9 protein-coding genes and 1 pseudogene are annotated in these 13,753 nt (G+C 69.6%); 5 read left to right on the top strand and 5 right to left on the bottom strand.

What is annotated here, in order from left to right; translation table 11 throughout:
• Positions 1–121: 121 nt before the first annotated feature.
• Both ABD848_RS02855 and ABD848_RS02850 read right to left on the bottom strand, forming a co-directional pair.
• Positions 122–922, bottom strand: a complete 801-nt coding sequence (locus ABD848_RS02855) for an inositol monophosphatase family protein (RefSeq protein WP_344966959.1) — start codon at positions 920–922, stop codon at positions 122–124.
• A gap of 117 nt (positions 923–1,039) precedes the next feature.
• Entirely contained in the window at positions 1,040–2,116 is a 1,077-nt protein-coding gene (locus ABD848_RS02850) for a ferrochelatase (protein ID WP_344966957.1), read from the bottom strand.
• Positions 2,117–2,484: 368 nt separating this feature from the next.
• On the opposite strand from ABD848_RS02850, the gene sepH reads away from it, so the two are divergent.
• Positions 2,485–3,606 carry a septation protein SepH gene (sepH, locus tag ABD848_RS02845; RefSeq protein WP_344966955.1) on the top strand — a complete coding sequence of 374 codons (1,122 nt, stop codon included), beginning with the start codon at positions 2,485–2,487 and terminating at the stop codon, positions 3,604–3,606.
• A 141-nt stretch (positions 3,607–3,747) separates the two neighbouring features.
• Here the strand turns inward: sepH and ABD848_RS02840 are convergent, their stop codons facing one another.
• The gene (locus ABD848_RS02840) at positions 3,748–5,322 is read right to left on the bottom strand and encodes a PH domain-containing protein (RefSeq protein WP_344966953.1); all 1,575 of its coding nucleotides are present in this window, start codon (positions 5,320–5,322) and stop codon (positions 3,748–3,750) included.
• A complete protein-coding gene (locus ABD848_RS02835; RefSeq protein WP_344966951.1) occupies positions 5,319–5,837 on the bottom strand; it encodes a PH domain-containing protein in 519 nt (172 codons plus the stop codon). The genes ABD848_RS02840 and ABD848_RS02835 overlap by 4 nt, the downstream gene beginning before the upstream one ends.
• Positions 5,838–6,192: 355 nt before the next feature.
• Between ABD848_RS02835 and ABD848_RS02830 the strand changes: the two genes are divergently transcribed.
• A complete protein-coding gene (locus ABD848_RS02830) occupies positions 6,193–7,170 on the top strand; it encodes an ATP-binding cassette domain-containing protein (RefSeq protein ID WP_344966949.1) in 978 nt (325 codons plus the stop codon).
• Complete coding sequence (locus ABD848_RS02825; RefSeq protein ID WP_344966947.1) at positions 7,167–7,994, top strand: ABC transporter permease; 828 nt, start codon at positions 7,167–7,169, stop codon at positions 7,992–7,994. Before ABD848_RS02830 ends, ABD848_RS02825 begins: the two co-directional genes overlap by 4 nt.
• A gap of 34 nt (positions 7,995–8,028) precedes the next feature.
• On the opposite strand, the gene ABD848_RS02820 is transcribed toward ABD848_RS02825, so the two are convergent.
• Positions 8,029–11,334, bottom strand: a complete 3,306-nt coding sequence (locus tag ABD848_RS02820) for an ATP-binding protein (protein ID WP_344966945.1) — start codon at positions 11,332–11,334, stop codon at positions 8,029–8,031.
• Positions 11,335–11,672: 338 nt separating this feature from the next.
• On the opposite strand from ABD848_RS02820, the gene ABD848_RS02815 reads away from it, so the two are divergent.
• Complete coding sequence (locus tag ABD848_RS02815) at positions 11,673–12,197, top strand: YbhB/YbcL family Raf kinase inhibitor-like protein (RefSeq protein ID WP_344966943.1); 525 nt, start codon at positions 11,673–11,675, stop codon at positions 12,195–12,197.
• A gap of 406 nt (positions 12,198–12,603) precedes the next feature.
• A pseudogene (locus tag ABD848_RS02810) lies at positions 12,604–13,753 on the top strand (hypothetical protein); the annotation flags it as partial.

The following is a 13,753-nucleotide window of genomic DNA, read 5'->3' as shown; positions in this document are numbered from 1 at the left end:
GCCCAGCGCGTGAGCGAGGGCCGGCCGCTCCCGACGGGACGGCCGGCCTGGCACTCACCTCACGACGTCACCGCCGCCCTAAGGCCATCTGCTGCCCATCCACTCATGACACGGCTCTGGGTTAGCCGTCGGCGTCGGCTCCCAGAGCAGCGAGCAGATCGTGGAGCTCCTCGAACAGCCCCGGAACGGCGGCCACAGTCAGATCGGAGTTGGGGGCCCGGCCGTGGAGGCCCGCCACGTGCACCCCGGCCTCGGCGGCGACGAGGGCGGCTGCCGCCCAGTCCCACTGGTTCAGGCCACGCTCGTAGTAGGCGTTGGCCCGCCCCTTGGCCAGGGAGCACAGGTCGAGGGCTGCCGACCCGCAGCGGCGAATGTCGCGCACCCGGGGCAAGACCGCGCGCAGTACCTCAGCCTGCTGAGAGCGTCGCTGCGCCTCGTAACCGAAGCCGGTGGCCACGAGGGCCATCTCCAACGGCACGGCCTCGCCCGCGCGCAATTCGACGCCATCACAGCGCGCCCCGCCCCCGCGCGTGGCCGTGTAGGTCTCGCCGTGAACCGGCGCGGCCACCGCACCGGCGACGATCTCCCCATCGGCCTCAGCGGCGATACTGACCGCCCAGTCCGGCCGGCCGTAGAGGTAGTTCACCGTGCCGTCGATCGGGTCGACGATCCAGCGCACCCCCGTGGTGCCACGGGCCGCGCCGCCCTCTTCGCCGAGCAGGGCGTCGCTGGGGCGCGCTGTGAGCAGCCGCGTACGGATGAGGTCCTCCGTGGCGCGGTCCATCTCGGTGACGACATCGGTGGGCGAGGACTTGGTGTCGAGGACGTCGACCTTGGCCTGCCCCTCGGCCGCCAGCCTCCCGGCCTTCTCGACGACGTCGATGGCGAGCTCCAGCAGTTCGTGGGGATCAGCCATTGCCATGTGGGGTTCTCCTGCCTGGTTGGTGAGGACGGGTAAGGGCACGGATACCCGCCAGCGCCGCGCTCCTGTGGGGTGTCGGCCGCCGACCGGTGGTGGCCCGCGGCGTATGGGGAGCGCTCATGTGGCGGCCTGCGGCTGGTTCTTGCGGCAGCAGTCGGGCGGGCACACGTGGACGCGGGAGGTGTGGCGGCTCAGTCCCGCCGGGGGGTCGCCTCGGGTGCGCTCGGCCACGAGCTCGCCCACCATGGCCACAAAGGCGGGGTGGGTGCCCGGGCACCGTGCTCGTGTCATAGCGATACCGAGGTCGCGGGCGGTCTGGCTGGCTTCCACATCGAGGTCGAACTTGACCTCCATGTGGTCGGAGACGAAACCGTGGGGCACCACGACGACGGCTGTCACTCCCTCGGCGGCCAATTCCCTGAGCCGATCGTTGATGTCAGGCTCCAGCCACGGCTGGCTGGGCGGCCCGCTGCGGCTTTGGTAGACGAGCTCGTAGGGGAGCTCGTAGCCCTGCGCCGCGGCCAACCGCTCGGTCACCAACCGGGCGACCTCCGACAACTGCGCTACATAGGCCCCCTCAGAACCGTAGTCGATGGCGGGGTCACCGGAGAGTTGGGCCATCGTCACGGGGATGGAGTGTGCCGAGTACAGCAGGCGCGCCTGGGTCCGCAGGTCAGGGGGCAACTCAGCCAGCGCCGTGCGCGTGGTGTCGACAAAGGAGTCGATGAAGCCCGGGTGGTCGAAGTAGGGCCGGATCAGGTCGATCTCGGGAGCCTCAGGACCGTAGGCTCGCCGGGCCCGGTCGATGTCTTCCAGGTACTGGCGATGGCTGGAGTAGCTGCTGAAGGCCGACGTCGCCAACGCGATGACACGGCGCACCCCGTCTTTGGCCATGCGCGCGACCGTGTCCTCGATGTAGGGCTGCCAGTTGCGGTTGCCCCAGTAGATGGGCAGGCGCAGCAGCGGCTCCGCCGACTCGGCCTCGAAGCGGGTGCGAAGAGCGGCGATGAGGTCACGGCACTGCTGGTTAATGGGGCTGACCCCCCCGAACAGGTAGTAGTGCTCGCCGACCTCAGCCAACCGCTCACGTGGAATGTTGCGACCACGGGTGACGTTTTCCAGGAATGGGATCACGTCCTCCCTCTTCTCCGGGCCGCCAAAGGACAGGAGCAGAAAAGCGTCGTAGGGCCTCATGAGATCAATGAAATCAGGTGGTGACCACGGGTACCGGCTGCGGCGCCGTAATCGTGGCCACACGCAGCGGCCGGGTTTCACTCCGGCGGGCACTTTAGGGCTGTTGCTGCCGTTTTGACCGTCGGTGCAGCCGGGACGCCTGGGGCCGGCATGCCCGATCCCCGCGGCGAGCACAAGCCGGAGCCCGTGTGAAGATGGCACGATAGGAGTCGATAGGAACGCGGAGTCGCATCGGCCGCCCCGCTGTCAAGGGGGCACGCTTCGGACATGCCGGACGCGGTACTGGCCCCCTAGGCCGATGCCGACGACACTGATGGCATGGGGGATGGCTGAGGACATACCCTCGACGGGACGCGAAAAGGAGGGCGATGCAAGAGCTTCGCCTCGTCGCTGTCAGCGAGGATGGAACTTACCTGGTCCTGGCGAGCGCCGGCCGCGGGACCCGTTTCACGCTGCCCGTCGACGACCGTCTCCGCGCCGCTGTGCGTGGCCAGTTCTCCCGGCTCGGCCAGTACGAGATCGAAGTGGAGAATCCGTTGCGCCCGAAGGAAATCCAGGCCCGGATCCGTTCCGGTGAGACCGCAGAGGCGATCTCCGAGGCCGCCGGCATACCCATCGAGCGTGTGCGTTGGTTCGAGGGTCCCGTCTTGCAGGAACGCGAGTACATGGCCCAGCAGGCACAGCGGGCCGCGGTGCGCCGGCAGGGAGAGACCAGTCCCGGCCCCATGCTCGGCGACATCGTCGGCGAACGTATCGGCGCTCACCAGTTGGAGACCGGCGACGCCACGTGGGACTCTTGGAAGCGCGAAGACGCGACCTGGCAGGTGAAGCTGACCTTCCTCGCCGAGCGCGAGGAGCGCGTGGCGCACTGGATCTACGATCCGCGCCGCCGGTGCGTGACCCCGCACGACGACGAGGCGGTGCGGTTCTCTTCGCCCGAGGCCGCCGAACCGTTGGAGTTGGGTCCCGACAGCGCCAACGTGACCCCCTTCGTTCCCCGACGTCCGGCCACGCGCGAGGCGCCGCCGGAGTCGGCCCAACAGACTCCTGCCGCCCCGGAAGCTCCCGCTGCTCCCAGCGAGCCGCAGCACGCCCCGCCGCAGGAGCCCGCGCCTCCGGCGACGCCCCCGGCCGCGACGCCGGGTGGGCGGATGCCAATCACTGCGGAGCGCTCCCGTCCCTCCGAACCGCAACAGGAGCGTCAGCCCAGCGAACCCGCCGCTGCCGCTGACGCCTCGGCGAGCGAGGCGCCCCCGCAGTCGCAGCCCCAAGAACAGCGCCCCGTCGCCTCTCCCCCGGCGGCCACCCGCTCAAGCCCAGCGGCGGGACGCGCGGCCGAGGGCACCCCGCCCCTGTCGGCTGCCGCGGCGGCCGGCGGCACGCAACCCGCCAACCAGCCGGCCCAACCCTCCCGACGCAAAGGGCGCGGCCGGCGGGCTTCGGTGCCGTCGTGGGACGAGATCATGTTCGGAGCGAAAAAGCCGGAATAGGACGTACCCCAGCGCTGAGGCTCACCTACCGACCGACTCCCTCCCCAGACTTCGCCCCCGTCTTTCGCCCCGTCGCACCATCGCCTCAACCGCGTGGGCCGGTCCCGCCCGCCGGCCCACCCCGAGCGGCTCCGACAGCGGTCACGTTGATTCGTGGTCGCTGTCATCGACGAGGAACGGCCGCACCATGGCGGGCGTCACTTCGGCCGCGAAGGCCACGGAACCGGCGAGATCGGCGTCGATCGCCTCGTAGACGCCGTCTCCGGCTCCGACGGTGAGACCCATGTCCGCTAGCCGCACCCGGCGTTGGAAGAGGGTTTGGCGCCACCGCCAGCCGATGACGGCACGCCGGTGCACCACAGCTTGGTGGCGCCGCAACGAGCCCGATCGCACGCTCACGCTGTCACTGTCGCTGCCGTGGCCCAGCGAGCGGTACCGGTCGATCCCCAGCGGGATGCCCAGCAGCGCGGGGATCAGGAGCACGGCGGTGACCCACCACGGGGCGAACCACGCCACGGCAGCGGCCAGGGCCGCGAACGGCACGATCGCGCGGACAAGTCGGCGGGTGCGCGCCGCCGGCGGGTGCGCGTGCAGCGGCCCCCGGTAAGGCTGTAGTGCCTGCGCGACGATTCGCTCGACGGTGTCGCGGTCGCCGATGGGCAGCAACGCGGCGCGGTTAGAGGTGCCGCTGATACCGGTGACGATCGCGCGCAACCGTACCGCCGAGCGCAGTCGCTGCAACGGGTTGTCGAGCAGTTCGTGGCCGCGGATTCTGCGGTGTTCCAACGTGACGCTGCTGCGGGTGAACAGGCCGCGCTCGGCGACCAGGGCCTCGCCGCGCCGCAGCAACGTGAAGTCCCAGTGGCTGATGCTGTAAGAGATGACCGCGAAGACCGGCATCATGAGCACCAAGACGACGATCACTGCCACGCCGGCGACGATCAGTGGCAGCACGCTGTCAGCGAGGAGTTCGTCAGCGGCACCGAAGAGCTGTTCGGACTCGATGTCCAGCGAGAGGTCGTCGACGATCTGGAGCACAAACCCCAGCACCGCGGCGAGGGCGACAAAGGGGGTCAGCAGGTAGCCCAGGCTCAGTACAGCGTAGAAGTACCAGCGCGCGGGCATGGCGAAGTAGACCGTATCCGGCTCGACGGCGCTGGGGGGAGCCAGGGCTGCCGTGTCGGTTCGTTCCTCCTCCTCGGCCTCGCCGGAGGCCGCCTGCTGGCTCTCGCCGCGCAGCAGCGCGCGCCGGTGGAGGAGTTCGCGGCGCAGTCGCTCGGCCTCATCCACCGACACCGCGTCGAGCTTGCCCTCTTGGGCGTCCGGGCCGCCGGCCGCCGCCTCGATATTGACCACAGCGAGCCCAAAGGCGCGGTGCAGCAGGGTCGAGGTGACCTCGACGCCGCGGATGCGCTCCAGGGGGATCGTCCGGGTCGACCGCTGGAGGAGCCCCTTGCGGATCTCAAGGCGCTCCTGGCCGACCCGGTAGCGGAAGGTGCGGTAGGTGACAAAGCCGGTGACGACCACAGCGACCACGGCCAGGGCCGAGGAGCCCAGCACCCAGGGGTTGAAATTACCGGCGACCAACGCGATGAGGATGGGAACGAGGAGGGAGCGCAACGGGCGGATCGGCGCGGTGAGAAGGGTGAGAGGGCTGAGCCTGCGCTCAGGCTCAGGAGGCGGTGGCTGGGGCTGCTGCTCAGCATCGCTACTCACGTGGCATCATCTCGCAGTTCGCTGGCGCGCACCGCCAGATCCTCCGACAGGCGCCGGGCCAAGTCGGCGTCGAGTCCCTCGATGCTGGAGGAGCCGGCGTGGGAGGCGGTCTGGATCTGTAGCGTGGCCACGTTGAACATGCGTTCCAGCCACCCTTGGGTATGGTCGACGGTCTGGATGCGGCTGACCGGGACGAGTTGCCATTGCCGGCTGACCCACCCCACGCGGGTGTAAACAACGTCGGCCGCGATCTCCCAGCGGTGCACCCGGTAGCGCCACTGCGGGGCGACGGCGGTCTTAAGGAGGGCATAGGCGAAATAGAGCCCCGGAATCCACCAGGCGAACCCTTCGATCGCCCCCGGCAGCCAGCCCACGCGCGGATGGCTGCCCCACCAGGCGAGGGCGACGAGGATCGCCAGCATGATGCCCCCCTGCACCGCCGCCCGTAATGTCCACAGATAAACGGCACGTGAGGAGACGCGGTTCTCTGGCGGACGTAGCTGGACGGAAGTCACGGCCCGAGTCTACGGGGGAATCCGACGGTTCTGAGTGGTTGTTGTCTCGGCCATGGAAGCGGTCTGCCCCCATTCGGTGTGAAATCTTCCAGGGCGGTGGGATGCTGCACGGCGGGGAGACGGAGCGTGTCGCCGCGCAGCCGGCTTGGCTAAGGGCCGACGGCGCCCCGCGTTCCCGGGACTGCGATCGTGCGGGACCGCCACGGCGCAGCGGCGCCGGCAAGCGCCGCACGGAACTCATGAGACCTGGTGTCGCGTCGCGGTTAGCTCCGGCACGGCCCCTCGAAAGGACGCTGTCAGCGGATTGTCAGTGCATTGCGGGAGACTGGCGCGATGAACAGATCGTGGAGGATATATGGGTGAGGCCATCCGCGCGGAGGGGCTGGTCAAACGGTTCAAGAACACAACCGCGCTGGACGGGGTCGATCTCGTGGCACGTACGGGAGCGGTGCTGGGCTTGCTCGGCCCCAACGGTTCGGGCAAGACGACCACAGTGCGGATCTTGTCCACGCTGCTGCGTCTGGACGGCGGCCACGCCACCGTGGGCGGCTATGACGTGGTACAGCGCCCTCACGACGTACGCCGGCTGATCGGGCTGACGGGCCAATACGCCGCTGTCGATGAGAACCTCACGGGCACGGCCAACCTGGTGCTCATCGGTCGATTGCTGGGCTACTCCCGCCGCGGCGCGAAAGCACGCGCGGCCGAACTGCTGGACCGCTTCGGGCTCAGCGACGCCGCCGACCGGCCGGCCAAGACCTACTCCGGCGGGATGCGACGCCGGCTGGACTTGGCCACCAGCCTGGTGGGACGGCCGAGCCTGCTCTATCTCGACGAGCCGACCACGGGGCTGGACCCCCACAGCCGCAACGAACTGTGGAACGTGGTGCGCGGGCTCGTCGACGACGGTGTCACGGTGCTGCTGACCACGCAGTACCTGGAAGAAGCCGACCAACTGGCCGACGACATCGCGGTGATCGACCGCGGACGGGTGATCGCCAACGGCACGCCCGAGGAGCTGAAGGTGCGGGCCGGCACGCAGGTGTTGCACGTCAGCCCGGTCACCGCGGACCACCTGAGCATGGTGGCCAAGATCGTCGAGACCGTGACCGGCGCCGACGCCCACGTCTCAGAGTCGGCGGTGAGCGCGGCCGTGGCCGACCCCTCTGTGTTGCCAGAGGTGGTGCGGCGGGTCGACGACGCCGGGATCGCCGTGGCCGAATTGACGCTGCGCCGTCCCAGTCTCGACGAAGTGTTCCTGGCCCTGACGGGCCACACCGCCGAGGCCACGTCCGCCGACCCCACCTCGCCCCTGGAAAGGACCCACGCATGAGCGCCGTCGCCACGGCTCAGGCGCAGGCCGCCACCCCGACTTCCCCGGTGCCGCGTCGGATCAGCCCGGTCACGGCGTTGCGCCATGGGCTGCTGTTGGCCTGGCGCAGCTTGCTGCGCATCAAGAGCAACCCCGAGGAGGTCCTGGGGCTGACGTTCATGCCGGTGATGTTCGTCGCTCTGTTCGTCTTCGTCTTCGGTGAGGCGATGATGGGCGACTGGCAAAGCTACCGGGACTTCATCATCCCCGGCATCACCGCTCAGTCGGTCATCTTCGCCACGATCGGCACTGGTGTCTCGCTCAACACCGATATCGAGAAGGGCATCTTCGACCGGTTTCGCTCGCTGCCGGTGGCGCGTTCGGCACCGCTCATCGGCGCGGTCGTGGGCGATCTGGTGCGCTATTTCCTGACCGTGGTCATGGTGCTCATCGTCGCGGTGGCCATCGGGTTCCGCCCTGAGGGCGGCGTGCTGGGCACCGCCGGAGCGGTTGCGGTGGTCATGCTGTTCGCGTTCGGCCTGTGCTGGCTGTCGGCGTTCGTGGGGCTGTTGCTGCGCACAGCGATGGCGGTGAACACCTTCGGGACCATCTGGATGTTTCCGTTGACCTTCGGTAGCTCCACGTTCGTGCAGCCGGAGAACATGCCCGGCTGGATGGAGGCCTTCGCCACAGTGAACCCGGTCACCCACGTCACTGACGCGATGCGGGGGCTGATGCTGGGCGGACCGGTGGCCGAACCACTGCTGTGGTCGCTGCTGTGGACGGCCGGGATCGTCGCCGTGTTCTTCCCCCTGGCGGTGCGCGCCTACCGGCGACGCTCCTGAGGTGAGAAGCTGAGGCGCCGCGGCAGTACCGGGCTCAGCGGACCTTTGGGGCCGCCGCGGGGCCCCGCATGGGAGACTGCTGGGCCAGCCACGCTTGGACCGCCTGCCGAACCTGGCCGGCCGACGCCTGAGCGCCGGCCTGGTAGGAGCGGGTGAACTCGGCATCGCCGACGAGTGCCCGGGCCCGCGTGCGGACCTGGGCGACCTCGGGGGCGGTCTCGTTAGCCGCGCCCCGGGTCGCCGTGGCGTAACCGAGCAGTGTCGCGCCCTGGCGGGGCTCGCCCAGCGCCACGGCGAGGGCCGCCAGGCCCTCCAGGACCAACGCGACGAGAGGGGCGTCGTGGACAGGTGCAGCATAGTGCCAGGCCCGAGTCAGGTGGCCGTGAGCCGCCGCGAGATGGCCGCGCTGGACGCACACCCGGCTTAACAGGGTCAGGCACAGAGCCGACATCTGTGCTCGCACCAGTAGACCGGTCGTTTCGAGTTGTTCGGCGATGTGGGTGAGCCGGTCGCCGGCAGCCGCGAGCCGCCCGTCGAAACGGTCGACCTCGGCCTCGCCGAAGTCGATGAAGATCCGAAGCAGCCACTGCATCGTGGTGGGGCGTGTCTTTGGCACCCGCACCTGGGCAATGTGGGCGCGGGCCGCGGGGATGTCCCCGCGAGCCGCCCGAGCGGTGGCCAGGCGGATGCGAAAGATCTGGCCCATCTCGTGTAGCCCCAGGTCGGTGACGAGATCGATCCCTTCCCACAGCAGCGCTTCCTCGCGCTCGACATCGGAGTGGCGCACCACCTCGGACAGAGCCGTCAACGCCTGGAGGGTCCCCCAATGGTCGCCGAGTCGGCGAAACACCGCCAGCGCTTCGGTGAGCCGTTCGTGGGCGTGTTGGGCCCAGCCGGCTTGCGCGGCGAGGTTGCCCTCGAACGAGCGGGCCGTGGCCCGTAGCCATGGGTCGTGGTGCTCGCTCCAGGGGGCGAGTTCGCGTATCCCCTTCTCGGGGGCATCGTTGACCAGCGCGGACAGTACCAGCGGCATGACGAGCAGACCGGGCCGATCGGCCGGGGTGATGCCCGCCTCGTCGACCATGCGCTTGCACCTGGCGAGTTCGCTGCTGAGGCTCTCGGCGGTGGGGTCGGCGAGCGCGGCGAAGACGACGCATTCCACGTAGGCCGCTGTGTGTCCCGGTGGTGGGCTCGGCCCGGCCAAACCCAGGATCTCGCCCGCCCACCGGATGGCGTCGGAGAGGCCGTCGGCCATCTCCCAGTACCGCCCCGCCCGTCCGAATAGCTCCAGCGCGCGGCCGGTGTCGCCGCGGTCGATGCTCCACCGCAGCGCCGCGGAGAGGTCATCGTGGTGGAGCTTGAGCTCAGCCAGCCAGCGCAGTTGCGCGGGACCGCGCAACTGCGGCTCGGCCTCGCTCAACAGGTGGTGGATGTGGTCGGCGTGAGCGGCGCGGACACGCTCCTCCTCGCCCGACTCCGCCAACCGCTGGGCGCCGTAGGCGCGCACGGTCTGCAACATCCGGTAGCGGGGGGAATCTCCGACGTCGACGTCCTCGGCGAGGACGAGGGACTTGTCGATGAGGGCGAACAGGGTGTCCCAAACGTCGCAGCCCTCGATCGTGTCGCCGGGAGCGTCGCCACAGACCCGCTCGACCGCCGACAGTGTCGGGCCGGCGGCGAACACCGATAGCCGCCGCAGCAGGATGCGTTCGGCCTCGCCGAGAAGATCCCAACTCCAGTCGACTACGGCCTGCAAGGTCTGGTGGCGGGGCAGAGCGAGCCGGTCGCCGGTGGTGAGCAGCCGGAACCGGTCGGAGAGTCGGTCGGCTAACTGGGCGAGGGACATCGCGCGCGCCCGTGCCGCGGCCAGTTCCAGCGCCAGGGGGAGGCCGTCAAGCTCGCGGCAGATGCGGACCACGTGCTCGACGTTGTGGTCGGTGAGGGTGAAGTCGGGGACGACGGCACTGATCCGTTCGGCGAACAGGCGCACTGCGGCGTGCTGCATGGCTTGGCGCGCCGGGGCCTGGGGTGGCGGCAACTCCAGGGAGGGTACTGCGAGCAGCCGCTCACCGGCGACTCCGAGCGGTTCGCGGCTGGTGGCCAAGACGCGCACGCCCGGGCACTGGCTCAGCAGGCCGGTGACGAGCCAGGCCACACTGGTGACGAGATGCTCGCAGTTGTCGAGTACGAGGAGCAGCTGCTGATGGGCCAGCGCCTCCGTGAGGCGGGCGGTGGGGTCGGCGGGTACCGCAGCGGCGCCACCCCACCCAAAGACGGTGCGCTCTCGCAGGCCAAGAGCGCCGAGCAGGGCGTGGGGCAGCTCAGCCGGTTCGGTCAGGGAAGAGAAATCCACGAACCACACCCCGTCGTCGACTAGACGGGGGTGATGGCGGGCCACCGCCGCGCCGGTCTCGATGGACAGCCGTGTCTTGCCGGAGCCGCCGGGGCCGGTGAAGGTGACGAGTCGCTGCCCGGCTACCAGGGAAAGGGCGGTCTGCACCTCGGTGTCGCGGCCGATGAAGCTGGTGAGAGGGCGGGGCAGCCGCACCAACGGTGCGGGAGAGGCGGCAGGGGTGCTCTCGGCTGCGGGGGTGCCGTCAAGTTCGCCGCGAAGCAGAACTACGTAGAGGTCCCGCAGTTCGGTGGAGGGGTCGATCCCCAGCTCCTCGGCCAAAGCGCCGCGCAGCCGATCGTAGGCGGCGATGGCTTCGGCCTGTCGGCCACAGCCGGCCAGTGCACGGATGAGGAGGGCCACGGGTTGTTCCCGCAGGGGCTCGCGGGCTACGAGTTCCTCGATCTCAGGCAGCGCCTCGCGGTGGCGCCCGCGTTCAAGCGCCAGGTCCAGGCGTTCTTCGGTAGCGCTGCGGCGGAGTTGGGTGGCGCGGGCCACGGTCGCGGCTGCGGCGGGCAGCGCGGGGAGGCCGCTCAGGATCGGTCCGCGCCACAGATCCAGGGCCGCCCGCAGGAACCGTTCCGCGGCTTCGGTATCGCCGGAGCGGCGCGCCTGCCGCCCCTGCTCGACAAGGCTCTCGAACCGCCACAGGTCGACCTGCTCGGGGCAGATGTCGAGCCGGTAGCCGTTGGCCTCGCCAATGACCGAAGCCCCCTGGCCCAGCGTTTTGCGCAGCCGCGATATCAGTGCCTGCAAGGCGTTGGCGGCTGCGGCTGGCACGGCGTCCTCACGCTCCCAGATGCCGTCGATGAGATCTTGGGAGCTGACCGTGCGCCCTGGCTGCAACAGGAGCAGTGCCAGCACCGCCCGAAGCCGGGTGCCCCCGACAGGTACGCTCGCTCCAGCGGCGTCGTACACCGCCAACGGTCCCAGGATCGCAAAACGCACGGTTCCATATTCGCCGATGGTGGACCGTGCTCCCCAACGGCTCACGACGAGGCGAGGGGTGGCGCCGGACGCAAACACGGCCTCCACTCCGCGTCCCCGTTGCCTGCGAAGGACTGACATGTACGCCGACGGCAGTAAGGTTTCGATTCGGGAACCTGTGGCTACCGCGCCCCTGGCGGGGGCGCTCGTCACACCCGTGCCGTTTTCGAGTACCGACGTCTGACAGGCAGGTAAGGATGGATCGCCGACCACTGTCTCGACCGCGCGGCAACGGCCGCGTGGCATCGTCCTCGTCCTCGGTGGCGCCCCGCCGGCCCGGTGCGTTTCGGGGCCTGGCCATGAGCAGTGGGTTGCTTGCCTTGATCGTGGCGACGACGGGATGCGACATCCTCATGAGTGGGAGCAACGGCGAGGCGGCCGACAACATCACCGTGACCAGTCCGATGATCCTGGCGGGTGAGACCATCCCGGAGCGCTACACCTGTAAAGGGGAAGGGGTCTCGCCTCCGCTAAGCTGGTCGGGGCTTCCCGACGGAGTGGAGTCGATCGCAGTGCTGATCGACGATCCCGAAGCCGTGGGCGGTGCCACGGTCCACTGGCTGGTCTACGGGCTCGACCCCGCCAACCCGGAGCTGGCTGAGGGGAGCGTGCCACAACCGGCGCGCCAGGCCAGGAACGTCTCGGGTGAGGCTAACTACGCCGCGCCGTGTCCGGTCGACGACCACGAGCACGAGTACCGGTTCACGGTCTATGCTCTCGACAGCGAGCTCGACTTGCCTGAGGCCGCTCCGTTGGATGAGGCGCTGAGAGCCATCGCCGCGCATACACTGGCGCGTGGACGCCTCGTGGCTACCGGCGGGTAACACGAGGTGGGACCGTCGCCCGCCCGCCAAAAGTTGCGTCATTTGTTGGCGATCAACACGACACTGGAAGCTTTTTAGCGCGGAATACCCCGATTTACGCACTGCACGGATGCCGCATCTATGCATAAAGTGGGGCCGTGCTCCCCGACGATTACCTAACGACCGAATTCGGTGTACGCGCGCCGCAACTCATGGACGTCCCCCGCCGGCCCCTCCCCCGCCACGAGCAGGCCACCCGAGGCGACACCGCGCGCGACCGGTCGGCAACTCGTGAGGGGACTCGACCGCGCATCCCGTCCGACCACGGTCCGGCATACCCCATACGACACCGGCCAGCCATCACACCACCGCCGGTGGCACCCTCAGTCCTCTATACGGCCCCGGGCCATAGGGTGGTGCCTTCACTATGATCATTGCGCTTGCAGCCATCATCGTCGTCCTCGTCATCGTCATCGTCATCTTCTTGGGCATGCGCGCCCTGAACGCTCACAATGCCCGCGACGACGATTACGAGGACTACTACGAGGACGACCCCGCTCCCGAAGAGACCGAGGCGGAGGAGTCCGAGGAACGGCGTCCCCGGCGCTCTCGGCGCTCCGGCCCCGCGGCCGAGGCCGACGAAGAAGAGGCACCTCGTCAGCGCCGCCGGCCGCGGCTGCGCCGCGGACGCGACGACGAGCAAAGCGACGACTTCGCGGGCCGGTCCGGCAACTCGTTCTGGTCGAGCCTCTCCGACGGCGAGGACGACGAAGAGGACCGCCCGTTCAGCGACCGCAGATCGGCGGGCAGTGCGCGTGTGGACCACGCGGAACGCGAGGAAGCCACTGAGCTGCGCAGCGCGAGCGACGAACCAGACGAGGCCCCGGCCGGGGCGGACAAACCTGGACGGCGCGACACGCGCAACGAGTCGACCGCAGCCATGGCCGCCGTGCGCGATGACGACTACGACCATCTCTACGACGACCACCTCGACAACCGCGAGGAGAGCGAGCCGCGCTCGCGCGGGCGTCGCGCCCGCCCCGCGCCCGAAGCGGCCCCCACGGTAAACGCTGCTACCCCGGAGGATGTGGCTCCCAGCGCCGAGGAGAATTCTGGCGCCTCCGCCGGCATCTCCGACCCGAGTGTGGCGATGCTGGCGAGCTTGGGCCACGACGACAAGGCGGTGGGGACCGAGCACGAGAGCGGATCGTCGGTCGTTTCGGCGGAGTCGAGCCACCCCGCCGCACCCACTCCCCCACCCCCAGCAGACGACGACCCCCTCAGCCGCCCCACACCCGCCACCACCGGCGGACAACCACGCACCTCCTACGACACCGGCAACCACACCCGCCCCACACCTGCCACAGGGGGACCGTCACGCTCCCCCTACGACACCGGCAACCACACCCGGCCTACGTCTGCTGCCCCAGCCGTTTCGGCGGAGTCGAGCCACCCCGCCGCACCCACTCCCCCACCCCCAGCAGACGACGACCCCCTCAGCCGCCCCACACCCGCCACCACCGGCGGACAACCACGCACCTCCTACGACACCGGCAACCACACCCGGCCTACGCCGC

This window comes from Salinactinospora qingdaonensis, assembly GCF_039539445.1.
GTDB classification, from domain to species: Bacteria; Actinomycetota; Actinomycetes; order Streptosporangiales; family Streptosporangiaceae; genus Salinactinospora; species Salinactinospora qingdaonensis.
Note: the sequence above shows the minus strand (reverse complement) of the source record. Positions and strands in the feature narration are given on the sequence as shown.

Coding starts and splice junctions, on each gene's coding strand:
- sepH (WP_344966955.1), top strand. CDS start 2,485: ATGCAAGAGCTTCGCCTCGTCGCTGTCAGCGAGGATGGAACTTACCTG.
- ABD848_RS02825 (WP_344966947.1), top strand. CDS start 7,167: ATGAGCGCCGTCGCCACGGCTCAGGCGCAGGCCGCCACCCCGACTTCC.
- ABD848_RS02850 (WP_344966957.1), bottom strand. CDS start 2,116: ATGAGGCCCTACGACGCTTTTCTGCTCCTGTCCTTTGGCGGCCCGGAG.
- ABD848_RS02815 (WP_344966943.1), top strand. CDS start 11,673: ATGAGCAGTGGGTTGCTTGCCTTGATCGTGGCGACGACGGGATGCGAC.
- ABD848_RS02830 (WP_344966949.1), top strand. CDS start 6,193: ATGGGTGAGGCCATCCGCGCGGAGGGGCTGGTCAAACGGTTCAAGAAC.
- ABD848_RS02855 (WP_344966959.1), bottom strand. CDS start 922: ATGGCAATGGCTGATCCCCACGAACTGCTGGAGCTCGCCATCGACGTC.